The sequence below is a fragment of the Flavobacterium aurantiibacter genome (genome assembly GCF_002251775.1).
Classification (GTDB): Bacteria; Bacteroidota; Bacteroidia; order Flavobacteriales; family Flavobacteriaceae; genus Flavobacterium; species Flavobacterium aurantiibacter.
On sequence record NZ_NOXX01000207.1, the window covers coordinates 40,901 to 64,303 of the forward strand.

Genomic DNA, 23,403 nt, shown 5'->3' on the forward strand with positions numbered 1-23,403 from the left:
GCAAGAAATGTCTAGAATTGGTAAAAATCCCGTTTCGATTCCTGCAGGTGTTACAGTAAACTATGCAGATGGTATCCTTACAGTGAAAGGAAAAAAAGGTCAGCTTACGCAAGTTATCAGCGATGTGGATCTTAAAATAGAAGAGAACCAAATCGTGGTAGAGCGCTCATCAGATCACAAAGATCAACGCGCGAAGCACGGTTTGTACAGATCACTAATCAGCAATATGGTTGTTGGTGTTTCTGAAGGTTTTACAAAAGAGTTAGAATTAGTTGGTGTAGGTTATAGAGCTTCTAACCAAGGTCAAAAGCTCGACCTAGCTCTTGGTTTTTCTCATAACATTATTCTTGAAGTTGCTCCAGAAGTAACTTTGGAAACAATTTCTGAGAAAGGTAAGAACCCAATCGTGAAACTAACTTCATACGACAAACAATTGTTAGGTCAAGTAGCTGCTAAAATCCGCGGATTCCGTAAGCCAGAACCTTACAAAGGAAAAGGTGTGAAATTCGTAGGTGAAGTATTGAGAAGAAAAGCAGGTAAATCAGCTTAAAAATATTAGATTATGTCATTAACAAAAACTGAAAGAAGACAACGTATTAAATTCAGAATCCGTAAAATCGTTTCGGGTACTGCTGCTAAGCCACGTTTGTCTGTGTTTAGAAGTAATAAAGAGATCTATGTTCAGCTGATTGACGATGTACAAGGTGTAACTATCTTGGCAGCTTCATCTCGCGACAAAGACGTAGATTCTAAAGGTACTAATGTGGAAGTGGCTGCAGCTGTAGGTAAAGCTATCGCTGAAAAAGCTCTTAAAGCAGGTATCGAGAATGTAACATTTGATCGTGGTGGTTATTTGTACCACGGTCGTATTAAATCACTAGCCGAAGGCGCAAGAGCCGCTGGTTTAAAATTCTAATCGAAGATGTCAAAGTATAAAAACGTAGAATTCGTAAAGCCTAGCGGTCTTGAATTGAAAGATCGATTGGTGAGTGTAAACCGTGTAACGAAAGTTACTAAAGGTGGACGTGCTTTCGGTTTCTCTGCCATCGTAGTAGTTGGCGACGAAAACGGAGTTGTAGGTCACGGTCTAGGAAAATCTAAAGACGTATCTGAAGCAATCGCTAAAGCTGTGGAAGATGCTAAGAAAAACTTGGTACGTGTACCGCTTAGCGGACAATCGGTTCCGCACGAGCAAAAAGGTAAATTTGGTGGAGCAAGAGTATTCTTGATGCCAGCATCTCACGGTACTGGAGTTATTGCTGGTGGTGCTGTACGTGCGGTATTGGAGTCTGTTGGTATTCACGACGTACTTTCTAAGTCGCAGGGATCATCAAACCCACACAACGTAGTTAAAGCTACTTTCGATGCCTTGCTTCAAATGAGAAGTGCTCACACGGTAGCAAAACAACGTGGTATTTCATTAGATAAAGTGTTTAAAGGTTAATTCAGCGAATCATGGCAAAAATTAAAGTAAAACAAGTTCGCAGCAAAATCAATTGCCCGCTAACACAGAAGAGAAGCCTTGAGGCTCTTGGACTTCGCAGAATGGGACAGGTTGTTGAGCACGAAGCCAACCCTGCTATTCTCGGAATTATCAATAAAGTTAAACACTTAGTTTCTGTTGAAGAAGCTAAATAATCCGTAAACTATGAACTTACATAACTTACAACCTGCAGAGGGATCAACGCACAACCAAAATAAGCGCGTAGGTCGTGGAGAAGGCTCCGGAAAAGGCGGAACTGCTGCACGTGGACACAAAGGTGCGAAGTCTCGCTCAGGTTACTCAAAGAAGATCGGATTTGAAGGTGGACAAATGCCACTACAAAGACGTGTTCCTAAATTTGGATTTAAAAATATCAACAGAGTGGAATATCAAGGAATCAACCTTGATACAATTCAAGCACTAGTTGACGCAGGTGTTATCTCCGACTCATTAGATTTCGCAACAATCGTTGAGAATCGTTTGGCTACTAAAAATGAAGTAGTTAAAATTTTGGGTAGAGGTACTCTTACTGCAAAAGTGAAAGTTAGCGCACATAAATTTACTGCTACTGCTAAAGCTGCGATTGAAGCGGCAGGTGGTGAGGCAGTTAGCTTGTAATTCTAAGACTGATGAAGAAATTTTTCGAATCTGTATCGAATATCTGGAAAATCGATGAACTGCGTTCTCGTATCGTTCTAACTTTAGGCCTTTTGTTGGTTTATCGTTTCGGCGCTCACGTAACGTTGCCAGGCATCGATGCAACCCAGTTGAATGCGTTAGCAGGCCAAACTAAAGACGGTATTGGTTCTATTCTTGATATGTTTACCGGAGGCGCTTTTTCTAAGGCTTCCGTTTTTGCATTGGGAATTATGCCATACATCTCGGCCTCTATCGTAGTACAATTAATGGGAATTGCAATTCCTTACCTTCAGAAACTTCAGAAAGATGGGGAAAGCGGTCGCAAAAAGTTGAATCAAATTACCCGTTGGTTAACAATTGTGATTACAGTTGTTCAAGGTCCAGGTTATATCTATAATTTGTATTCAACGCTACCCGCACAAGCATTTTATCCAGAAGTAAGTCAACAAGTGTTTGTGGCACTTTCTATTGTAATCCTAACAACAGGAACAATATTTGCAATGTGGCTTGGTGAGAAAATTACTGATAAAGGTATCGGAAACGGAATTTCGCTGCTAATCATGGTTGGAATTTTGGCTCGTCTTCCACAAGCATTTTTACAAGAATTTACTTCGACCATCACAAATAACGGAGGTGGACCAATGATTTTGGTGCTTGAAGTTATCGGCTGGTTATTAGTAATCATGTCTTGTGTACTCCTTGTTATGGCTGTGAGAAAGATACCGGTACAGTATGCACGTCGTACCGTTTCTGGAGATTTCGAACAAGATATCAATGGTGAAAACAGACAATTCATTCCTCTAAAATTAAACGCTTCTGGCGTAATGCCAATCATCTTTGCGCAAGCAATTATGTTTATTCCAGCAGCAGTGGCAGGCTTGTCGCAGTCAGAAACTTCACGATCTATTGCATCAACGTTTGGTGATTTATTCGGATTCTGGTACAATCTCGTATTCGCATCCTTAATCATCATCTTTACTTACTTTTATACTGCTATTACTGTTCCAACGAATAAAATGGCAGACGACCTGAAGCGAAGCGGTGGCTTTATCCCTGGAATCAGACCAGGAGTTGAAACGTCTGATTATCTGGATAAGATTATGTCTTTGATTACGTTCCCGGGTTCGTTATTCCTAGCGCTACTTGCTGTGTTCCCAGCAATCGTAGGTAGTTTAGGTGTACAACAGTCTTGGGCAATGTTTTTCGGAGGTACCTCTTTGATCATCATGGTAGGTGTTGTTATTGATACCGTTCAACAAGTGAATTCATATCTGCTTAACAAGCATTATGACAGCTTGATGAAATCGGGCAAAAACCGTAAAGCTGTAGCATAATTATGGCAAAACAAGCGGCTATTGAACAAGACGGATCTATCATCGAAGCATTGTCGAATGCAATGTTCCGTGTCGAATTGGAAAACGGACACGTAGTAATTGCTCACATTTCTGGAAAGATGCGTATGCACTACATCAAATTGCTTCCGGGCGATAAGGTGAAACTGGAAATGAGTCCTTACGACTTGTCAAAGGCAAGAATAACTTATAGATATTAATATAGCTCATAGCAATGGGTTTCATGTTCATAATCGTGTGGAAATGAAACCAAAAGCTAAAAGCTAAAAGCTAAAAAAAGATGAAAGTTAGAGCATCAGTTAAGAAAAGAAGCGCCGAGTGCATTATTGTGCGTAGAAAAGGGCGTCTGTACGTAATCAACAAAAAGAATCCTAGATTTAAACAAAGACAAGGATAATTATGGCAAGAATAGCAGGGGTAGACATCCCAAAAAATAAAAGAGGCGTAATTGCTTTAACCTATATCTTCGGATTAGGAAGAAGCCGTGCTAAAGATATTTTAGCGAAAGCGCAAGTAAGCGAAGACAAAAAAGTTCAAGATTGGAATGACGACGAAATCGGAGCAATCCGTGACGCCGTTTCATACTACAAAATCGAAGGTGAACTTCGTTCTGAAATTTCATTAAACATCAAACGTTTAATGGACATCGGATGCTACCGTGGTATCCGTCACAGAAGCGGACTTCCATTGCGTGGTCAGAGAACCAAAAATAACTCTCGTACTAGAAAAGGTAAGAGAAAAACTGTCGCTAACAAGAAAAAAGCAACTAAATAAGAATTAGTATGGCTAAAGCAACAACTAAAAAACGTAAAGTTATTATCGAGTCTTCAGGTGAAGCTCATATTAACGCAACTTTCAATAACATCATCATATCACTTACAAACAAAAAAGGTGAAGTTATCTCTTGGTCTTCGGCCGGTAAAATGGGTTTCCGTGGTTCAAAGAAAAACACACCTTACGCTGCGCAAATGGCCGCGGAAGATTGCAGCCGCGTAGCTTTGGAAGCTGGTTTGAAGAAAGTGAAAGTTTTCGTGAAAGGACCAGGTAACGGACGCGAGTCTGCTATCCGCTCTATTCACAACGGTGGAATCGAAGTTACTGAAATCATCGACGTAACTCCAATGCCACACAACGGGTGTAGACCTCCAAAAAGACGTCGAGTTTAATCCCAAATTAAAGTAGTATAGTATAACCCGGAAAGCAAAAGCGCTATCGAAGGATCTGACCTGAATTCATAGTGGCTTTCCAAAATCATTAAAAATGGCAAGATATACTGGTCCAAAAACCAAAATCGCGCGTAAATTCGGCGAGGCAATCTTCGGCGAAGACCGCGCTTTCGAAAAGAGAAATTACCCACCGGGACAACACGGTCTCGCAAAAAAAAGAGGTAAAAAGTCAGAGTACGCAATCCAATTAATGGAGAAGCAAAAAGCTAAGTATACTTACGGAATCCTTGAAAAACAATTCCGTGGTTTGTTCGAAAGAGCTTCTGCTGCTCGTGGTGTAACAGGTGAAGTACTTATCCAGTTGTGTGAAGCACGTCTTGATAATGTAGTTTTCCGTATGGGTCTTGCACCTTCTCGCAGAAGTGCACGCCAAATCGTTTCTCACAGACACATTACAGTGAATGGTGAAGTTGTAAACATCCCATCGTATCACCTGAAAGCAGGCGATAAAGTTGCCGTTCGTGAGAAATCAAAATCTTTAGATATCATCGAGCGTTCCCTAGCTGCGTCTTCTCATGTTTATGAGTGGATCACTTGGAACGATTCACAAAAAGAAGGTGTTTTCGTTTCAGTACCTACTCGTACTCAAATCCCAGAAAACATCAAAGAACAGTTGATCGTCGAATTGTACAACAAATAATAACTGACTTAGTCGAAATTATGGCAATATTTAATTTTCAAAAGCCCGATAAGGTAATTATGGTCGACTCAACGGACTTCGAAGGAAAGTTCGAATTCAGACCATTAGAACCCGGATACGGTCTTACTGTCGGTAATGCGCTGAGAAGAGTTCTACTTTCTGCTCTTGAAGGTTATGCCATCACTTCTGTCCGTATTGAAGGTGTAGATCACGAATTCTCCACCATTCCGGGCGTTGTAGAAGACGTAACCGAAATCATCTTGAATTTGAAGCAAGTTCGATTCAAACGTCAGATTGAAGATGTTGACAACGAAGCGATCACAATCTCTATTTCAGGTAAAGATCAAATAACAGCAGGCGACTTCCAAAAGTTCATCTCTGGTTTCCAAGTTCTTAACCCAGAATTAGTAATCTGTAATCTAGATAGCAAAGTCAATATCAACATGGAACTTACGATCGAAAAAGGTCGTGGATACGTTCCTGCTGAAGAAAACAAGAAAGCTAATGCTCCAATCGGAACTATCGCTACAGACTCAATCTACACTCCAGTAATCAATGTGAAATACGCAATTGAAAACTTCCGTGTAGAGCAAAAAACCGACTACGAAAAGTTAGTGTTCGAAATTAAAACCGATGGGTCTATCACGCCTAAAGATGCGTTGACAGAAGCTGCAAAAGTTTTGATTCACCACTTTATGCTATTCTCTGACGAGCGTATCACGCTTGAAGCAGACGAAATTGCACAAACTGAATCGTACGACGAAGAGTCATTGCATATGCGTCAGTTGCTTAAAACGAAGTTGGTCGATATGGATTTATCTGTTCGCGCACTTAACTGCTTGAAAGCCGCTGAAGTAGAAACACTTGGAGATCTTGTATCTTTCAACAAAAACGACTTAATGAAATTCAGAAACTTTGGTAAGAAATCTCTTACTGAGCTTGACGAGCTTGTTGCCGTGAAGAACCTTACTTTCGGAATGGACTTAAGCAAATACAAATTAGATAAAGACTAACCTGAGTCTGAAGTTTGCAGATTCTAAGTTTATTAAGAAATGAGACACGGAAAGAAAAATAATCACTTAAGCAGAAAAGCTGGTCACAGACGCGCTTTACTTGCAAATATGGCTTGCTCGTTAATCGAACACAAGCGAATCAATACTACTGTGGCGAAAGCTAAAGCGCTTCGTTCATACGTAGAGCCTTTGATCACCAAATCAAAAGAAGATACTACGCACAATCGTCGTATCGTATTCTCTTACCTACGTAGCAAATACGCTGTAACAGATTTGTTCCGCGACGTTGCTGCTAAAGTAGGAGATCGTCCAGGAGGATACTGCCGAATCATCAAATTAGGAAATCGTCTTGGTGACAACGCGGATATGGCGATGATCGAATTAGTTGACTTCAACGAACTTTACAACGGAGGTAAAAAAGAAGTTAAGAAAGCAAAAAGCAGAAGAGGTGGTAAGTCGAAAGCGGCTGCTACTCCTGAAACCGCTCCAGTTGCCGAAGAAGTTCAAGCTCCAGTTGCCGAAGAAACTGCTGCTCCAATCGTTGATGAAGCTCCAGAAGCTTCTAACGAAGAGTCAGAAGACAAAGCTTAATTACAAAGCAAAACAAACTTTGAAAGACCTGCATTTTGTGGGTCTTTTTTTTGGAAAATGGTTTGTGTTTGTAAACCTATGTTAATACCCATTTCTTAGGTCTTAATACTGCGGTCATCCGTCTTAATACTCAAGTCTCCAGTCTTAATACTCCAATCTTAATACTCCTTAGTGCCTAATCCCGTTTTCCGTTTCAAAGCCGCAGCCAAAAACCGCCGCTTGCTGGCCTTTAACAGCAGCTTCCGTTGGTCGCTGTGTTAAAAACCGCCGCGGTCGGTTTCTGGCCTTGCGGGTTTTCCACTTCAACCGGGGGCAGGGGTTGCGTGTTTACGTATCAAAGACTACTTTTGCATGAACAACACAACTATGAAATATCAACAACGCGATGCAGCCATCCTTCTCCTTGCAGATGGCACTATCTTCCACGGAAAATCGATTGGAATACCAGGAAAAGCAACTGGCGAACTTTGTTTTAACACCGGAATGACCGGCTATCAGGAAATCTTTACCGACCCGTCGTACTTCGGTCAGCTTATGGTGACAACCAATGCCCACATTGGTAATTACGGCGTTAACCGCAACGAAAAGGAATCCGGATCTATAAAAATTGCGGGCTTGATTTGTCGTAATTTTAGTTTTCAGCACTCGCGTCCCGATTCAGATGGTAATCTATTCGATTATTTTAAAGCACAAAGTTTAATCGCAATCAGCGATGTTGATACACGTGCGTTAACGGCTTACATCCGCGATCACGGCGCTCAAAACGCCATCATTTGCACAGACGAGACGCCCGTTGATGAACTAAAATCGATTTTAAAGGCGGTTCCCGATATGAAAGGTCTAGAATTAGCCAGCAGAGTATCGGCTACCGAACCTTATTTCTACGGCAATCCTGAAGCTAAGTTCCGAATTTCAGCACTCGATTTAGGAATCAAAGAAAATATTCTTCGTCACTTAGCAAGCCGCGACTGTTACATCAAAGTATTTCCGTACAACAGTGCTTTTTCTGATTTAAGTAGTTTTAATCCGCACGGTTATTTCTTGTCAAACGGTCCTGGCGACCCAGAACCGCTTACGGAAGTTATTGCTTTGGCAAAAGAAATTATTAGTCGCGATCTTCCTCTATTTGGAATTTGTCTCGGACATCAGCTTATCGGATTGGCTAATGATGTTCCAACGTACAAGATGTTTAACGGCCATCGCGGAATCAACCATCCTGTTTTCAATGTAGTAACTGGAAAAGGCGAAATTACATCCCAAAATCACGGATTTGCAGTAGAGCGTGCCGCGGTTGAAGCGCATTCCGAACTTGAAATCACTCACCTTCACTTAAACGACGGAACTATTGCAGGAATGCGAATGAAAAATAAACCCGTATTTTCAGTACAATACCATCCCGAAGCAAGTCCAGGACCTAACGATTCGATTTATTTATTTGATGCGTTTGTTGCAACTTTAGATCAAGATTAATAAATGAGTTAGATTTTTTCTGGAGGAATCGGGTGCTTATACATTTCCTTTACAGACGTGCTTCTTATTAAAGGTCTAAATAGCATCACATCACAAATACGATATAGCATATGAAAAACGCTCTCAGTTTAGATAAATGGCTTGAGATTGCAGCGCTTTCAATGTTCGCTATTCTTTTGGGCTTTTCGATCTATCTTTATTTTAATTTGCCAGAAACTATTGCAACACATTTTAATGCAGTGGGTAAAGCCGATGCATACGGTCCTAAATCCACCGTATTTATCTTGCCTGGAATTTATTTGTTCTTACAGTTGTTACTGAGTTCAATTTCGCTGTCATCAGATTTGCTGAATACGCCAGTTGAAATTACAGCAGAAAATCAAGAACGCCAGATTGAATTGGGAAGACGTTTTTTACTTGTGCTCAGAATTGTTGTTGGTTTTATCTTTTTAAGTATCGAATATGCAGCTTATGGTTTAGGCGATAAAATCGACGACGATTTAACTATCTGGTTGCTGCCTCTGATTATACTGCTTCTTGCCATTCCAATTGTTGGATATATCGTATTAGCCCGACGTGCCCGCTAACTGGCTTTTAAAACTGAAAATAGATAAAGGTTGTTCTTGTAGTAAATACACCAAAAACCAGAATTGAAAGTAACAGCAGTAAACACTTTGTATACTGGTATTTTCCGAAAATAGGATGTTCTCTTCCGCGTGATAGCCAGTCTATTCCAACAAATAGTACTAGCAGAACAATGGTTAGTTTTGTGTTTTCTGGCCATCCGCTGCTGTTTTTGTATTTTGAGAATGCTAGTAGGTTTTCAATATAAAGAAAGGCTTCATTGATGCTTTTGGAACGGAAGAAAATCCAAGCGAAGCAAACAAGTAGGAATGTTACAGACATCTGAAACAACTCTTGTAATCGCGGAATCATTCTATGTTCCGCAACAATACCAAGATGCTTTTTTGTTTGGTTTAGAAAAATTAAAGGAAGGAAAAATAATGCGTGCAGCAATCCCCAAAAAACAAAAGTTAGGTTAGCTCCATGCCAGAAACCACTGAGTAAAAAAACAATTAAGGTATTTCGAATCGTTTTTACTTTTCCTTGCCGGTTCCCACCCAATGGGATGTACACATAGTCGCGAAACCAATTGGAAAGCGACAAGTGCCAGCGACGCCAAAACTCGGCTATATCTCTCGAAAAATAAGGTTGTTTGAAATTTTGAATCAGCTCTATTCCGAAGAGTTTTGAGGTACCTAGTGCTATGTCGGAATAACCAGAAAAGTCGCCGTATATCTGAAAAGCGAAACAAATAGCGCCAAGTGCTAAAAACGTTGAGTCGTGATTTTCGCTGTTGTCGAAAGCTGCATTCGCCACAACGGCACACTGGTCGGCAACGACAACTTTCTTGAAAAAGCCCCAAGCGATTTGATAAAATCCTTGAATCGCCGCGTCGTAACTGAACTTTCGCGATTTTTTTAGCTGTGGTAACAAATGCGTAGCTCGCTCGATGGGGCCTGCAACTAATAAAGGGAAATAGCTTACAAACAAGGCATAAGTTATAATATTTCTTTCTGGCTTTATTCGCTCTTTGTAAACGTCGATTATATAAGAAATTCCGTGGAACGTGTAGAACGATATTCCAACTGGCAGAATTATCTCTAGGCTATGCATTCCTATGTTAAATCCGATATTTTCTAGTAACTGGCTGAACGAGTCGATGAAAAAGTTGACGTACTTAAAATAGCCAAGAAATGCCAAATTCATTCCGACGCTTACCCAAAGCCAAAGTTTTCGTTTTTTTAGAACCTTTTCTCGGTCTATTTTAAACGCACAATAATAGTCGAGCAGCGTAGAAAACCCCAACAGAGCCAAAAATCGGTAGTCCCAAAAACCATAAAATAAAAAGCTCGCACCTAATAGTAAGCTGTTTTGCCATTTGATGCTGTTTTGAAAACGGATCCAATACAAACCGAAAACGATTGGTAAAAAGAGCGCATAATCAAACGAATTAAACAGCACAGTTTTTTGTTTATTAGGTGTTGAAAGTAGGAATTTTTTACCAAACACCATTTGTTGACGCGACTCTAATTATCGTTGAGTATTGGTTTTAATCGAACGGGAATTTGAACAGTCTATATTTTTATTTTCGTAGAAATACAAATTCACTCTTCTTTGGCGCAGCAATAATAAAACTGAGTTGGTCTAGCACCAAAAAATCTAAATCGGATAAAAAAGTCACGTCATAACATAAGTGTTCTGCATTTTAATCTCGCCGAAATCGTTTGCGTTTATAACTTTAGTTCTGTGAATTTTACCAGCTTAAGAGAAATGCATATTTTCGAATCATCAAAAAATTAAATCTTTTTTTATGAGTATCATCATTAAAGTGCATGCGCGACAAATCTTGGATTCTCGCGGAAATCCGACTATCGAAGTTGATGTAATTACTGAAAACGGTGTTCTTGGCAGAGCAGCTGTGCCTTCTGGAGCGTCGACAGGCGAACACGAAGCGGTAGAATTGCGCGACGGCGGTAAAGCTTATATGGGTAAAGGCGTTTCTAAAGCTGTTGAAAATGTGAACACAAAAATTGCCGAGGCGCTTGTTGGAATTTCTGTTTTTGAGCAAGAATTACTCGATCGAACCATGATTGCACTCGACGGTACTCCAAACAAATCAAATTTAGGTGCTAATGCTATTCTTGGCGTTTCGCTTGCAGCGAGTAAAGCTGCCGCAGCCGAATTAGGATTGCCTTTATATCGCTACATTGGAGGCGTAGCTGCAAAAACGCTACCAGTTCCGATGATGAACATCATTAACGGAGGTTCGCACTCCGATGCACCAATTGCTTTTCAGGAATTCATGATTATGCCTGTTAAAGCAACTTCGTTCACGCATGCCATGCAAATGGGAACCGAAATTTTTCACAACCTTAAGAAAGTACTTCATGACCGTGGCTTATCAACAGCGGTTGGCGACGAAGGTGGTTTCGCTCCAAATTTAGCCGGCGGTACAGAAGATGCACTCGACAGCATCAAAACAGCAGTTGAAAATGCCGGTTATAGCTTTGGCGACGATGTGAAAATTGCACTTGATTGCGCCGCTTCCGAGTTTTACGTAAACGGAAACTACGACTATAAAAAGTTCGAAGGTGAAGGTGGAAAAATTCGCTCATCTAAAGAACAAGCCGAATATTTGGCGGAACTAGCTTCTAAATACCCAATTATTTCTATCGAAGACGGTATGTATGAAGATGATTGGGATGGATGGAAGTACCTTACCGAATTAGTGGGCGATAAAGTACAGCTCGTTGGCGACGATTTGTTTGTTACTAACGTACAACGATTATCTACAGGTATTGAAAAAGGTATTGCGAATTCAATCTTGGTTAAAGTAAACCAAATCGGTACTTTATCTGAAACGATCGCTGCGGTAAATATGGCACACAACGCAGGTTATACCTCAGTTATGAGTCATCGTTCTGGAGAAACCGAAGACAGTACAATTGCTGATTTGGCAGTAGCTTTGAATTGTGGACAAATTAAAACCGGTTCCGCGTCACGTTCTGATCGTATGGCCAAATACAACCAGCTTTTGCGTATTGAGGAGGAGTTGGGAGAAACGGCTTATTTTCCTGGAGAGCGCGCTTTCAAAATCAGGTAAGTAATTACTATACTTTGTAAGACCCGGATTTTGTCCGGGTTTTTTTGTGCAATTAAGTCAATGAATATCAGTTTTTAACCCCAAGATTTGATGGAAATCTAATCCATTAACGCAACCCGATTCATTTTTGTTTATCCTATGGTTGTAACCTTTAAACAAACCCAGGACATGAAACAGAAATTACTTCTATTGCTCTTTGTAGCATGGAGCGGATTTTCCCAGCAGGTAAATTTCACCGATCCAAATTTGAAGGCGTTCCTTCTTGTAGCGGGAACAAGTTTTTCAAATGCCTTTGACGAAAATTATAATCCAATTGCTGTCGATGCAGACGGCGATGGTGAAATATCTACTCAAGAAGCTCAAGCCGTTTACTATTTAGATATCGCCTTTTTTGATATCAGTAGCATTGGTGGTTTGGAGGCTTTTACCAATCTGCGAATGCTCGACTGTTCATATACAAACTTGCAGGGTCAGTCGATAGATTTAACAACTCTTACCAATTTGGAAGTACTGCGTATAAGCAATTGCGGTATCGCCGATTTAAACATCGCCGGATTAAACGCACTTAAAACTTTGTATGCCGACCAAAATAACCTTATTGGTTTCAGCCTCTCCAATCATAATGCGATAGAAGCTATTTCATTGTCCGCTAACCAATTGACGGCTATTAATTTGGCGAATCTTCCTGGCTTGAAACTTTTAAATGTAAATCAAAATCAACTAACAGCGCTAGGATTAGACAATACGCCAGCTCTAGAAAATCTGATGTTTTTCAGTAACTCGATTAGTCAGGTAGATTTTTCAGGTTTTCAGTTCCTGCGAAGCATTATCGGTTACGATAATAATTTGACAACAGTCGACGTGTCATCTAACCCTAATTTATTCGAGCTTGGTTTAAGCGATAACGAAATCACTTCGGTAAATTTTTCAGCTACAAATGCACTACTGTACACGGTTAATTTGTCTAATAATCTGCTAACATCGATCGATGTTTCTGGATTAATATCATTATCCGATTTAGCACTAACAAATAACCAGATTAGTTCGTTAGATGTCGCTTCAAATGCATCCCTACGCGGTTTGTTTGTGTCGCAAAACAGTTTGAGCCAGCTCGATGTATCGGCAAATCTTATGTTGAATATACTCGAATGTGCTAGCAACAACTTAACGGAATTAAATCTAGAAGGTTTGAGTTTTCTTTATCAATTAGATTGCAGCTATAACGCACTTACAAGCCTGTCTCTAGAAACAAATACCGCTATTTATTCGTTGCGCTGCAATAATAATGCATTAACTGCTTTAGATGTTTCAGGTCAGCCGACTCTTTATGTTTTGGATTTTTCATCGAATCCTATTTCAGAAATCGATTTAAGTACGCAAATGTATTTGTCGGAACTTTATGCAAACAACACCAATGTAGTTGATTTGGATTTATCGAATGCCTCATACTTGTTTGTAGTGCGATTCGCTCCAAACGAAAATCTTGAATCGGTTAATTTAAAGAATAACGGTTTTCAGGATATCTCATTCTCTGGAAACGATTTTACGCAAGTTCCTAATTTGCAATTTATTTGTGTAGATGAATTTGAAACGACGTTCTTTCAGTATTACGTCAATCAAGTAAATCCGAACATCATCGTAAACGGATATTGTACGTTTGAACCTACAGGAACATTCAATACAATTTCAGGTGTTGCGCGATTCGACTTCGACAACGATGGTTGCGAAGATGCCGATTTACCCGTGCCGAATCTTCAAATAAACATCACAAATGGTCAAGGAAGCGGAGCTTATTTCACTAACGAAAGCGGAACCTTTGCATTTGCAGTTCCCGCCGGAACCTATACGTTAAATGCTTCGATTGCCAATGCAGAAGCTTTTCAAATTTCTCCATCACAATCAACCGTTTCCTTTACAGAGGAAGACGGCGCTCAAACCGCAACCGTTGATTTTTGCTTGACACCAATAAATCCGACTGCCGACGGAGAAATTACCGTACTTCCGTTTTCTGTTCCGTACATTGGATACGAAACGTATTACCAAATTATCGTCACAAACAAAGGCAGCTTACCTATATCTGGAACGGTTTTCTTTAACTTCGATGGAGATGTTGCATATTTAAGTATTGCTTCGCCTTTCGCCGATTCGGTAACCGCGAATCAAGCAGCTTTTAACGTAGATCAGTTATTGCCTTTTGAACAACGTACTATTATAGTAGCTTTGATGTTTCAGGCTGATCCTACGGTAGCACTTCCAATAGATTCATTTAATTTCTCAGCTCAGTTCGTGATTAATCAAACCGATGTTAACCCAGACGACAATACATTCGAGTTTATACAATCAACACAAGAGGCTCAAATTGAAAATGCAGTTTTCTGTTTGGAAGGCGAAACAGTTGATGCGTCGGAAATTGGAGAATACCTGCACTATGCAGTAAGCTTTAGAAATACCGGTACAACAGCAGCTCCTTTTGTAGTGTTGCGTTCCGAGTTAGACGGAAATAGCTTCGATTTAAGTTCCATTCAAGTAGTTAGCGCCACTTCTCCAGTAACTACACAAATCACAGGAAATGTACTGGAATTGATTTTTGAAGATTTAAATCTGCAACCGGGTGCTGAAGGAGACGTACTGCTCAGAATGAAGTCGAACCCTAATTTACAACCTGGCGATACAGTGGCGTATGGCACTTCAGTTTATCTGGATTACGACACCATGGTTAACACTAATTTAGCCCAAACAACGTTCCAAGCTGCTCCACTTTCTGTTGACGACAATGAAGTTACTGTTGGCGTTTATCCAAATCCAACGAGCAGTAAACTATTCATCGACGCCAAGAATAAAACAATTGGAAAAATTGCTGTTAGCGATCTTGCAGGAAAGCAAGTTTTAACCACAACATATAACAATACCACCGGAATCGACGTGCAAAGTTTAGCCCCAGGCATGTATATACTTAATGTGGAAACATCCAACGGTAAATCCGTTCAAAAATTTATGAAAAAGTAAATTACAGAAGTTCTCAGTATTTTACGAGGGAAAGTCGGCCATTTGAGCCGACTTTTTCTTTTTTCTAACCACTGTGTTAAATTTTTAAATGAACCAAAAAATACCTATAAGTAGGTAGTTTTTAGTTTTTGCTTCTCTATAAGTTTGGACATGTAAAAAACAACTTTGTTATGTCTATCATTGTTAATTACCCGCACAAACCATATTCGGTGAGAAATTCTCGAAATTTTAGTTCAGGAAGCATCGATGTGCAAATTATTTTGCCAGAGGAAGTAAACGGATTGCCCTTACATTTTGAAATAGGGCCGGTTTACAATATTTCAAGTGGTATTCGAAACGCGATTATGATTTACCTCAAAGAAAAAAGTGGTAACGACATCAACGTATCAAGAGAATCATCTTTCTTAATCAACAAGAGTTTCAACATCAATCTCGACAATTTAATCGCAGTAGAAGGGAGCAGAGACATTAATTTTTCACGCGATAGCATTCACGTTTACGTTTGTCATCAAGCTCCCGAATTACGAAATATTAACGATGTAGTTTATTGCCAAAATCATGTTCCAGGTCCCGCTACATTAGCAAGTTTGTTACTTGAAGAAAGCAGGTACTTTGCAGTTAATGGCGATAGTTTTTTTGAGGATGATCCTTCACAAGTTCCAAGTTTTCCAACAAAATACGGAATGGGAGTCATTAGAAATTAAATCGAGTCAAAACAAAAAAATAACAAAAAACAGTTTCTGATTTACTAATTGCTGTCGCTACATGGATATTTAGCAGCAGCCAAAAAATAAAAAATGCAAGTAATTACCGGCCACATAACGCCAACTTTCGCTCTAACTCTTATTCTAGTGCTTTTTGCAGTTGTTGCGCTATTAATTTATTTAACGATTTTATGCCGTCGTGTATATGTGCAGCAAAACCAGAAGATTCTGCTGCAGCGAAAGGTTTCCGAAATTAAAGAACGTGAACTTGATCAAATAAGCTTAATTCTCGAAAGCCACGAAATATATCGCAAACGCCATGCAGAAGATTTTGTCGACTTCATCGGAAATACCATAACAGCAATTCGACTCAACTTCGAAGAATATGCTTCAGACGTTCGAAAGCCAGAGTATAAAGCACAGAAAATCTCGGAATTATTGTCGAAAGTGTACGAGAATGTTCGCAAAGCGCCAGAAAACAAATATGTTGAAGCTCCAAAGACATCGGGACTTGTAGCGGCAGTTCAATCGTTAGCGCAGCAAATTGGTGTCGTCGGAAAGTTAAAAGTGCAAGTCCTTCCGTTTAACCTGCAAAGCCGGATCGAAGAGCGTATTGAATTATTGCTGTTTAGCATTATTCGCGAACTCGGTACGAATGTCGTTGAACACGCACAAGCCTCCGATCTGACTATTTATTTAAATGAAGATGATGCCCGAAATTTAACGATCATTGTCGAAGACAACGGAAAAGGTTTTACATTCGATGCTATAAACGCCAAAGCTGAGTCTGGTCTAAAGAAAATAGAAAAGATAATTGAAGATTTAGGCGGCACGTTTAATGTTGATTCAAACATCAACAACGGAACAACCATTATTGTAACTTTAAAGATATGATTCGAATTGTTTTGGCGGACGATCATCAATCACTTATCGACGGTTTGGTGTCGGGAATTTCCGATAGCGGTAACATAAGTGTTATCGGAACGGCACAAAACGGCACCGATTTGGTGAAACTCGTTCGCTTAAAAAATCCCGATGTTGTTGTAACAGATATTCGTATGCCGGGAATCGATGGTAAAGCGGCGGTTTACGAAATTCTTAAATATCAGCCCCATGCACGAGTAATTGCATTCAGTATGTTTGATTCGCCACCACTTGTAAAACATTTTCAGGAAATTGGCGCTCGCGGCTACGTTTTTAAAAGTTCACCGCTTTCGGTATTGATAAGCGCAATAGAAACAGTTGCACATGGAGGAACGTATTTTGAAAGACCTGTAACTACTTTTAGCATCGATAATCTTGAAGAAAAAGTACAGCTCAGTAAACGGGAACAAGAAATTTTAGAACTGATCGCAAAAGGACAAACCTCCATTGAAATTGCAACATCACTGAATATTAGCAAAACCACTGTCGACACACATCGAAAAAATATTCTTCAAAAGTTACAGCTTGATGGCCGAGCCGATTTGGTGCGATTTGCCGTTGAAAATAAATTCGACTTGTAATCTAATTTTCAGGAACCTTTGAATCAAAATCTCTAGTTCGGATTTTATCTAATTTTTTTCGCTTTCGCGGAAGATTCTATGCGCAGCGTAAAAATATGAAGTCCATTAATCGACAACATTTCCAGTGGTCGTTTTGTTCAGGAAGTGTTTTGTTTCGTTAACTCGAAGCATTAACTAACAGTATTTCTTCGAAGAAGGCACGATTCATTCCCAACAGGTTTGCACTACAATTTCGACCGATTTATAAATAAATTAACGAAAACGTTAGCGCAAAGATTTTTTTAACGGTTTTGTATTATGTAAGTTTGTTAAATCTTTAAACAAGTTTACTTAAACACATTTATTATATGTCAAAATCGGCATTTCTAGAATTAGATGGCAACAGGTATGAGTTTCCTATTATCGAAGGAAGCGAAAACGAAGTTGCAATTGATATCAATAAACTGCGAGATGTTACCGGTGCAATAACCATGGATCCGGGATACAAAAATTCAGGTTCGTGTACCAGCAACATTACATTCCTCGATGGCGAGGAGGGTATTTTGCGCTACCGTGGTTACGCTATCGAAGATCTGGCAGAAAAAGCAACTTTTCTTGAAGTCTCTTACCTAATTATTTTTGGCGAATTGCCAACTCATGCGCAACTAGCACAATTTGAGGCTGATATTCGAAAATATTCGCTTGTGAACGAAGAAATGAAAAACATCATCGATGGTTTTCCAAAAACAGCACATCCGATGGGCGTACTTTCTTCGCTAACAAGTGCCTTAACCGCTTTTAATCCAAAAGTTGTTAATGTTGAAAACGAAGCCGAAATGTATGAGGCTATCGTTAAAACTATGGGTAAATTCTTGGTTTTGGCTACTTGGACATTCCGCAAGTCGTCGGGATATCCATTGAATTACTACGATAATACAAAAGGGTATGTCGAAAACTTCATGCGACTTATGTTTGAATTACCAACGGGTCCGTATGAAATAAATCCAGTTGTTGTTAAAGCTTTAGACAAGTTGTTTATTCTGCATGCCGATCACGAGCAAAACTGTTCTACATCGACCGTTCGTATGGTTGGATCTTCGCACGCAGGCTTGTTTGCATCTATTTCGGCAGGCGTTTCTGCACTTTGGGGTCCGCTCCACGGTGGTGCAAATCAAGCGGTATTAGAAATGCTTGAAGCAATTCAAAAAGACGGTGGCGATGCAGGAAAATACCTTGCAAAAGCAAAAGATAAAAATGATCCGTTCCGTTTGATGGGATTCGGACACCGTGTATACAAAAACTTCGATCCAAGAGCTAAAATTATTAAAAAAGCCGCCGACGAAGTATTGGCTAATTTAGGAGTTAATGACCCGATTCTAACTATAGCCAAGCAATTGGAAGAAGCTGCTCTTGTTGATGAATACTTCGTAAGTCGTAAGCTGTATCCAAACGTCGATTTCTACAGCGGTATCATTTACCGTGCGCTCGGTATTCCAACGGATATGTTTACCGTTCTTTTTGCCATCGGTCGTTTGCCTGGATGGATCGCGCAATGGAAAGAAATGCGCGAAAACAAAGAACCAATTGGTCGTCCGCGACAAATTTATACCGGACATCCACTGCGCCCATTTAAAACGTTTGAACAGCGCTAGTTAGCGATAATTATAAAAGGTAAAATGGTTGTGCGCGTTCACAACCATTTTTTTTGCGTGAAAATTAAAATTTACGGGTTTTCCGTAACCAACTAATTAAATTCTGCCGTAGTTTTAGCATTCCAAAATTTAGTGCTATTTTTTATAACCTCTGAAAAACAGTATTTTAGTAAACCAAAACAATTTATCATGAAAAAACTATTAGCCATTATTCTTGTTTTATCCGCCGTTAATTTTCATGCGCAACAAATTTCCTTGACTGGGAATACGCCGCGCCAAAAGTCGATTAAATTTACAAATGCTTTGAATTTACCGCCAGGCGTTAATTTGAACGGAAATTCCTATTTGGATTTTTCCAAGGTTTCAAAAGTTCTATTAATGGATGCAGGAGCGCCAGCCTTACCTGTTTTCCGTGAATCTATTACCGTTCCAACAGCAAATCCAGTGACGTTCCAAGTGCTACCGGGCTCTTATGTCGAATATCAAAATATTGATGTTTTGCCTTCTAAAGGTAGCTTGAAACGAAATGTAAATCCAGCTGAGGTTCCGTATCTTTTTGGATCGGAATATGCCGAAAATAAATTTTATCCAGAGCAAATCGCTAGCGTATCAAACCCATTTACATTTCGAAATCGATTTGGGGTTAATTTGAGTTTCACTCCTTTTCAATACAATCCTGTAACTAAAGTATTGCGTGTTTATAGCGAAATAAATCTAGTGGTTCAAACGCCAGCGGCTTTTAGTCCGATTCGCGAAGAAGATGCATTTCAGTCGCTCTATTCTGCCTTGTTTCTCGATGAAGCAGGTTACACGCCCGTTTCTGATTTAGGTGATTTACTCATCATTACGCCGCCGAACTACCAGAATTTACTAACTAATTTTGTGGATTGGAAAAACGAAAGTGGAATCAAAACTACAGTCGTTACAACAGCGCAAACAGGAAGCACTCCAGAAAGTATCAAGTCGTATATCACTACTTTTTATGATTCAAATCTGGATTTAACGTACGTGTTATTTATTGGCGATCATCAAAATATACCGACATATTCGTACGGAACCAGTGGTGCCGACGAGCAGTTTTACAGCGATTCATACTACGGACAGTTAACAGAGGAAGATTTTTACCCGGAATTGCTCGTTGGCCGATTATCGGGAACCACACAGCAAATGCCGCGCATCCTTCAAAAAATTCTCAATTATGAAACCACACCTTTAGCAGGAACGTGGATGACAAATGCCATAGGAATTGCCTCAAATGAAGGTGCTGGTTACGGCGATGAAGGTGAAGCAGATTTTGAACACTTACGCGGAATTGGTGACAAATTGTTGGAATTTGGATACAATACCATTTACGAGTTTTATCAAGATTATCAAGAAGGCAACGATGAATGGGGCGATCCTACTCCGGAAATGATTTCAGCTGCCATCGATGAAGGCGTAGGCTTAATTAATTATACTGGGCACGGCGCAACGCAAATAATGTCGACCGGTAGTTATACCAATGCCGACGTTAATCAACTAAACAATGCTGGTAAATTTCCTTTCGTTGTTTCAGTTGCGTGTAACAACGGAACATTTGTGGGAGGAACTGCATTATGTGAATCGTTTCTCACAGCCGGTCAAGGATTGAATCCAACTGGAGCAATTGCCGCATGTGGGTCTTCTATTCTTATGGCCTGGGCCGAACCAATGCAAACTCAAGATGAAATCGCGGCACTAATTACAAGAGCTAACCCTACAAGTACCACAACCACTTTAGGAGGTTTGTTTTTTAATGGGCAACTTAGCATGCTAGAAACTTACGGAAACAGTCCATCTGCAATCGAGGTGATGCAAACCTGGATTATGTTTGGCGATCCTACAGTGGTATTTAGAAGCACAAGCTTTGATGAACTTGCGGCAACGCACCCAGCAGAAGTTAGCCAAAGCGGACAAGCGATTACTGTTAACTCATCAAGCAATGGTGCACGTGTCTTTTTAACTCAAAACAATGTTCAGGTAGCAACAGGTGTAATTGCTGAGGGCGGCGCAACGCTCGATATACCAAATCTTGCCAGTAACGATCCAATAAAGATTACATTGACCAAAGTAAATGCAAAACCTTATCGCAGCAGCATAAACGTTTCGTCACCCTTATCGGTTGACGGTACTAGCTCCAAAAATGTACAAGTATTTCCAAATCCCGTGCGAAATGTGCTTACAGTCAATTTATTTGAAGCGGAGAAAGCTGCGGTAAAGATTTTAGATTTGAACGGACGTGTAGTTCTTGAGCACGATTTTAACAGTAACTCAGCCCAAATCGATATGTCGCAGCTTAGCAACGGTATGTATTTGGCAGTGGTCGAAACTTCAAACGGACGCGTAATTAAAAAGCTATCAAAAGAGTAGAAGGAGTTCGAAATCGTTTTCGAAAACTTAACTATGCGGCAAACTAATATGATTATCTTTGCCGCATAATTGCTTTTTATGCTTTCATTACATATTTCCGACGAGACTTCATTACTTAAAGAGGTGGTTCTCGGAACGGCACAAAACAATGGGCCAACACCTACGGCTGAAGAGGCCTATGATCCAAAATCGCTTGAACACATTTTAGCAGGAACTTATCCAGTTGAAGAAGATATGGTTCGCGAAATGGACGCTTTTGCAGCAGTTTTCGAGAAGTATCACGTAAAAGTGTATCGACCCGAGTTGATCGAAAATTACAATCAGATTTTTTCCAGAGATATAGGTTTTGTGATTGAAGACACTTTTATTAAAGCCAATATCTTACCTGATCGTGAACGTGAACTTGATGCGATACAGTACGTTATTGACCTTATGAACCCAGCAAAAGTAGTTCGCCCGCCCGAAAATGTTCATATCGAAGGTGGCGATGTTATGTTGTGGAACGATCATATTTTTATTGGAACGTACAAGGGAAGTGATTACAAAAATTACATCACCGCTCGAACCAATATGGATGGAGTACAGTATATCAGAGATTTGTTTCCCAGTAAAATCGTCAAAGAATTCGATCTCGTAAAGTCAAAAATCGAAGCTCGCGATAATGCGTTGCACTTAGATTGCTGTTTTCAACCCGTTGGAAAAGACAAAGGCATCATTTATAAAAGCGGCTTTCGTGAAGAGTCGGATTATATGTATTTGGTGAATTTGTTTGGTATGGAAAATTTATTTCACATCACCCGAGACGAGATGTACGATATGAATTCCAATGTATTTTCGATAGCGCCAGATGTGGTGGTTTCGGAGCGTAATTTTACAAGACTTAATACCTGGTTACGCTCGCAAGGTTTTACCGTAGAGGAAATACCGTACGCAGAAATAGCAAAACAAGAAGGATTACTTAGATGTAGCACATTGCCCTTGTTACGGATGCCGCAATAGGGATAGAAGTGGAAAGCCCACAGCCCCGAAAGCTTTCGGGGCGAGGACTTGGAACGAATAGCCCGACCCGACGGAGGAACGGAGGAGGGGATTGCCCAAAAAATAAAAAATTTAAAATGAGACAATCAACTGATACTTTATTAATGATTCGCCCAGTGGCGTTTCGAATGAATGAACAAACTGCCGTAAATAATTACTACCAAAAAGTAATCGATGGTTTGCTGCCGGCAACGGTAAATGCAAAAGCGCAAGAAGAATTTGATGCTTTTGTGAGTAAGTTGGAAGCGGCAGGAATACGCGTCATAGTTGTAAATGATACTGTGGAACCCGATACGCCCGATTCGATTTTTCCAAATAATTGGGTTTCGTTTCACGATAACGGCGATGTCGTTCTGTATCCGATGTTTGCTGAAAATCGGCGGTTGGAGCGCAGAGAAGATATTTTAGATGAAATCGAAAATGCAGGTTTTGTGATCGAGGAAATCATGGATTATACAGCTGCGGAAGAAGATAACTTTTTCTTGGAAGGAACCGGGAGTTTACTGCTCGATCGCATCAACAAAATCGCGTATTGCGCCTTATCGCCACGTGCCGACGAGGAGTTGTTTATCGAATTTTGTGAAGATTTCGACTACGCTCCAGTGATTTTTGAAGCGTTTCAAACCGTTGACGGTGTGCGAAAGCAGATTTACCACACCAATGTAATAATGTGTTTAGGTACCGATTTTGCTGTTCTTTGCGCCGATTGCATTGACGACAAACAAGAACGAAAGCACGTTCTAGAACAGCTTCGGAATTCAGGAAAAGAAGTTGTTTTAATTTCGGAAGATCAGGTAAATAATTTTGCGGGAAATATGCTTGAAGTAACTACAGCCGACGGCAAACGATACATAGTTATGAGCGAAGCGGCACGAACATCCTTACGACCTGCTCAGATTCAGATTTTAGAAAAGTACGGCGTAATTTTGTCTTCAAGTTTAGATACGATCGAAGCCTGCGGCGGCGGAAGTGCACGTTGTATGATGGCTGAGGTTTTTCTACCAAAGAAATAACAATAAACATCAAAATGAAAAAGGCGTTAACATTCAA

The 23,403-nt window shown here is 40.1% G+C and carries 25 protein-coding genes; 24 read left to right on the forward strand and 1 reads right to left on the reverse strand.

Annotation, left to right across the window (positions count from 1 at the left end; all coding sequences use genetic code 11):
• Positions 1–7: 7 nt before the first annotated feature.
• The 15 genes from rplF (at position 8) to CHX27_RS10885 (ending at position 9,001) form a co-directional block, all read left to right on the forward strand.
• On the forward strand, positions 8–550 hold the full coding sequence (gene rplF, locus CHX27_RS10815) for a 50S ribosomal protein L6 (RefSeq protein ID WP_094486796.1): 543 nt from the start codon (positions 8–10) through the stop codon (positions 548–550).
• 12 nt (positions 551–562) lie between these two features.
• Positions 563–916: a 50S ribosomal protein L18 gene (rplR, locus tag CHX27_RS10820; protein WP_094486797.1), complete on the forward strand. Its 354-nt coding sequence runs from the start codon at positions 563–565 to the stop codon at positions 914–916.
• 6 nt (positions 917–922) lie between these two features.
• Entirely contained in the window at positions 923–1,444 is a 522-nt protein-coding gene (gene rpsE / locus CHX27_RS10825; protein ID WP_094486798.1) for a 30S ribosomal protein S5, read from the forward strand.
• Between the two features lie 11 nt (positions 1,445–1,455).
• A complete protein-coding gene (gene rpmD, locus CHX27_RS10830) occupies positions 1,456–1,638 on the forward strand; it encodes a 50S ribosomal protein L30 (protein WP_094486799.1) in 183 nt (60 codons plus the stop codon).
• Positions 1,639–1,648: 10 nt separating this feature from the next.
• A complete protein-coding gene (gene rplO, locus CHX27_RS10835; RefSeq protein ID WP_094486800.1) occupies positions 1,649–2,101 on the forward strand; it encodes a 50S ribosomal protein L15 in 453 nt (150 codons plus the stop codon).
• 11 nt (positions 2,102–2,112) lie between these two features.
• Entirely contained in the window at positions 2,113–3,456 is a 1,344-nt protein-coding gene (secY, locus tag CHX27_RS10840; RefSeq protein ID WP_094486801.1) for a preprotein translocase subunit SecY, read from the forward strand.
• Between the two features lie 2 nt (positions 3,457–3,458).
• The gene (gene infA, locus CHX27_RS10845; protein ID WP_035129818.1) at positions 3,459–3,674 is read left to right on the forward strand and encodes a translation initiation factor IF-1; all 216 of its coding nucleotides are present in this window, start codon (positions 3,459–3,461) and stop codon (positions 3,672–3,674) included.
• Positions 3,675–3,754: 80 nt separating this feature from the next.
• On the forward strand, positions 3,755–3,871 hold the full coding sequence (gene ykgO, locus CHX27_RS10850; protein ID WP_002987490.1) for a type B 50S ribosomal protein L36: 117 nt from the start codon (positions 3,755–3,757) through the stop codon (positions 3,869–3,871).
• Positions 3,872–3,873: 2 nt separating this feature from the next.
• A complete protein-coding gene (gene rpsM / locus CHX27_RS10855; RefSeq protein ID WP_094486802.1) occupies positions 3,874–4,248 on the forward strand; it encodes a 30S ribosomal protein S13 in 375 nt (124 codons plus the stop codon).
• A gap of 8 nt (positions 4,249–4,256) precedes the next feature.
• Positions 4,257–4,640 (forward strand): 30S ribosomal protein S11, encoded by a 384-nt coding sequence (rpsK, locus tag CHX27_RS10860; RefSeq protein WP_094486803.1) that lies wholly within the window; start codon positions 4,257–4,259, stop codon positions 4,638–4,640.
• Positions 4,641–4,734: 94 nt separating this feature from the next.
• On the forward strand, positions 4,735–5,340 hold the full coding sequence (rpsD, locus tag CHX27_RS10865) for a 30S ribosomal protein S4 (RefSeq protein ID WP_094486804.1): 606 nt from the start codon (positions 4,735–4,737) through the stop codon (positions 5,338–5,340).
• A 20-nt stretch (positions 5,341–5,360) separates the two neighbouring features.
• On the forward strand, positions 5,361–6,353 hold the full coding sequence (locus tag CHX27_RS10870; protein ID WP_094486805.1) for a DNA-directed RNA polymerase subunit alpha: 993 nt from the start codon (positions 5,361–5,363) through the stop codon (positions 6,351–6,353).
• A gap of 39 nt (positions 6,354–6,392) precedes the next feature.
• Positions 6,393–6,944 carry a 50S ribosomal protein L17 gene (rplQ, locus tag CHX27_RS10875; protein ID WP_094486806.1) on the forward strand — a complete coding sequence of 184 codons (552 nt, stop codon included), beginning with the start codon at positions 6,393–6,395 and terminating at the stop codon, positions 6,942–6,944.
• Positions 6,945–7,310: 366 nt separating this feature from the next.
• Positions 7,311–8,414, forward strand: a complete 1,104-nt coding sequence (gene carA, locus CHX27_RS10880; protein WP_094486807.1) for a glutamine-hydrolyzing carbamoyl-phosphate synthase small subunit — start codon at positions 7,311–7,313, stop codon at positions 8,412–8,414.
• Positions 8,415–8,524: 110 nt separating this feature from the next.
• A complete protein-coding gene (locus CHX27_RS10885; protein WP_094486808.1) occupies positions 8,525–9,001 on the forward strand; it encodes a DUF1648 domain-containing protein in 477 nt (158 codons plus the stop codon).
• Positions 9,002–9,008: 7 nt separating this feature from the next.
• On the opposite strand, the gene CHX27_RS10890 is transcribed toward CHX27_RS10885, so the two are convergent.
• On the reverse strand, positions 9,009–10,439 hold the full coding sequence (locus CHX27_RS10890) for an MBOAT family O-acyltransferase (protein ID WP_094486824.1): 1,431 nt from the start codon (positions 10,437–10,439) through the stop codon (positions 9,009–9,011).
• A 349-nt stretch (positions 10,440–10,788) separates the two neighbouring features.
• Between CHX27_RS10890 and eno the strand changes: the two genes are divergently transcribed.
• The 9 genes from eno to ctlX all read left to right on the forward strand — a co-directional run bounded on the left by eno (position 10,789) and on the right by ctlX (position 23,366).
• Complete coding sequence (gene eno, locus CHX27_RS10895; protein WP_094486809.1) at positions 10,789–12,081, forward strand: phosphopyruvate hydratase; 1,293 nt, start codon at positions 10,789–10,791, stop codon at positions 12,079–12,081.
• Positions 12,082–12,249: 168 nt separating this feature from the next.
• Complete coding sequence (locus tag CHX27_RS10900; protein WP_165764502.1) at positions 12,250–15,087, forward strand: DUF7619 domain-containing protein; 2,838 nt, start codon at positions 12,250–12,252, stop codon at positions 15,085–15,087.
• A gap of 170 nt (positions 15,088–15,257) precedes the next feature.
• Positions 15,258–15,791 (forward strand): hypothetical protein, encoded by a 534-nt coding sequence (locus tag CHX27_RS10905; RefSeq protein ID WP_094486811.1) that lies wholly within the window; start codon positions 15,258–15,260, stop codon positions 15,789–15,791.
• 93 nt (positions 15,792–15,884) lie between these two features.
• A complete protein-coding gene (locus CHX27_RS10910; RefSeq protein ID WP_094486812.1) occupies positions 15,885–16,685 on the forward strand; it encodes a sensor histidine kinase in 801 nt (266 codons plus the stop codon).
• Positions 16,682–17,296 carry a response regulator transcription factor gene (locus CHX27_RS10915; protein WP_094486813.1) on the forward strand — a complete coding sequence of 205 codons (615 nt, stop codon included), beginning with the start codon at positions 16,682–16,684 and terminating at the stop codon, positions 17,294–17,296. The genes CHX27_RS10910 and CHX27_RS10915 overlap by 4 nt, the downstream gene beginning before the upstream one ends.
• Positions 17,297–17,643: 347 nt before the next feature.
• Complete coding sequence (locus CHX27_RS10920; protein WP_094486814.1) at positions 17,644–18,927, forward strand: citrate synthase; 1,284 nt, start codon at positions 17,644–17,646, stop codon at positions 18,925–18,927.
• A gap of 189 nt (positions 18,928–19,116) precedes the next feature.
• Complete coding sequence (locus CHX27_RS10925; protein ID WP_094486815.1) at positions 19,117–21,315, forward strand: C25 family cysteine peptidase; 2,199 nt, start codon at positions 19,117–19,119, stop codon at positions 21,313–21,315.
• Positions 21,316–21,393: 78 nt separating this feature from the next.
• A complete protein-coding gene (locus tag CHX27_RS10930) occupies positions 21,394–22,314 on the forward strand; it encodes a dimethylarginine dimethylaminohydrolase family protein (protein ID WP_094486816.1) in 921 nt (306 codons plus the stop codon).
• Between the two features lie 116 nt (positions 22,315–22,430).
• Entirely contained in the window at positions 22,431–23,366 is a 936-nt protein-coding gene (gene ctlX / locus CHX27_RS10935) for a citrulline utilization hydrolase CtlX (protein ID WP_094486817.1), read from the forward strand.
• Positions 23,367–23,403: the final 37 nt, after the last annotated feature.

What these genes read in the sequence shown, in the direction of transcription:
- CHX27_RS10870 (WP_094486805.1), top strand. Translation starts at nt 5,361, where the DNA reads ATGGCAATATTTAATTTTCAAAAGCCCGATAAGGTAATTATGGTCGAC.
- eno (WP_094486809.1), top strand. Translation starts at nt 10,789, where the DNA reads ATGAGTATCATCATTAAAGTGCATGCGCGACAAATCTTGGATTCTCGC.
- ykgO (WP_002987490.1), top strand. Translation starts at nt 3,755, where the DNA reads ATGAAAGTTAGAGCATCAGTTAAGAAAAGAAGCGCCGAGTGCATTATT.
- carA (WP_094486807.1), top strand. Translation starts at nt 7,311, where the DNA reads ATGAAATATCAACAACGCGATGCAGCCATCCTTCTCCTTGCAGATGGC.
- CHX27_RS10910 (WP_094486812.1), top strand. Translation starts at nt 15,885, where the DNA reads ATGCAAGTAATTACCGGCCACATAACGCCAACTTTCGCTCTAACTCTT.
- infA (WP_035129818.1), top strand. Translation starts at nt 3,459, where the DNA reads ATGGCAAAACAAGCGGCTATTGAACAAGACGGATCTATCATCGAAGCA.
- CHX27_RS10915 (WP_094486813.1), top strand. Translation starts at nt 16,682, where the DNA reads ATGATTCGAATTGTTTTGGCGGACGATCATCAATCACTTATCGACGGT.
- secY (WP_094486801.1), top strand. Translation starts at nt 2,113, where the DNA reads ATGAAGAAATTTTTCGAATCTGTATCGAATATCTGGAAAATCGATGAA.
- CHX27_RS10920 (WP_094486814.1), top strand. Translation starts at nt 17,644, where the DNA reads ATGTCAAAATCGGCATTTCTAGAATTAGATGGCAACAGGTATGAGTTT.
- rplF (WP_094486796.1), top strand. Translation starts at nt 8, where the DNA reads ATGTCTAGAATTGGTAAAAATCCCGTTTCGATTCCTGCAGGTGTTACA.
- ctlX (WP_094486817.1), top strand. Translation starts at nt 22,431, where the DNA reads ATGAGACAATCAACTGATACTTTATTAATGATTCGCCCAGTGGCGTTT.
- CHX27_RS10930 (WP_094486816.1), top strand. Translation starts at nt 21,394, where the DNA reads ATGCTTTCATTACATATTTCCGACGAGACTTCATTACTTAAAGAGGTG.
- rpsK (WP_094486803.1), top strand. Translation starts at nt 4,257, where the DNA reads ATGGCTAAAGCAACAACTAAAAAACGTAAAGTTATTATCGAGTCTTCA.
- rpmD (WP_094486799.1), top strand. Translation starts at nt 1,456, where the DNA reads ATGGCAAAAATTAAAGTAAAACAAGTTCGCAGCAAAATCAATTGCCCG.
- rpsE (WP_094486798.1), top strand. Translation starts at nt 923, where the DNA reads ATGTCAAAGTATAAAAACGTAGAATTCGTAAAGCCTAGCGGTCTTGAA.
- CHX27_RS10925 (WP_094486815.1), top strand. Translation starts at nt 19,117, where the DNA reads ATGAAAAAACTATTAGCCATTATTCTTGTTTTATCCGCCGTTAATTTT.
- rpsM (WP_094486802.1), top strand. Translation starts at nt 3,874, where the DNA reads ATGGCAAGAATAGCAGGGGTAGACATCCCAAAAAATAAAAGAGGCGTA.
- CHX27_RS10900 (WP_165764502.1), top strand. Translation starts at nt 12,250, where the DNA reads ATGAAACAGAAATTACTTCTATTGCTCTTTGTAGCATGGAGCGGATTT.
- rplO (WP_094486800.1), top strand. Translation starts at nt 1,649, where the DNA reads ATGAACTTACATAACTTACAACCTGCAGAGGGATCAACGCACAACCAA.
- CHX27_RS10905 (WP_094486811.1), top strand. Translation starts at nt 15,258, where the DNA reads ATGTCTATCATTGTTAATTACCCGCACAAACCATATTCGGTGAGAAAT.
- rpsD (WP_094486804.1), top strand. Translation starts at nt 4,735, where the DNA reads ATGGCAAGATATACTGGTCCAAAAACCAAAATCGCGCGTAAATTCGGC.
- rplR (WP_094486797.1), top strand. Translation starts at nt 563, where the DNA reads ATGTCATTAACAAAAACTGAAAGAAGACAACGTATTAAATTCAGAATC.
- CHX27_RS10885 (WP_094486808.1), top strand. Translation starts at nt 8,525, where the DNA reads ATGAAAAACGCTCTCAGTTTAGATAAATGGCTTGAGATTGCAGCGCTT.
- rplQ (WP_094486806.1), top strand. Translation starts at nt 6,393, where the DNA reads ATGAGACACGGAAAGAAAAATAATCACTTAAGCAGAAAAGCTGGTCAC.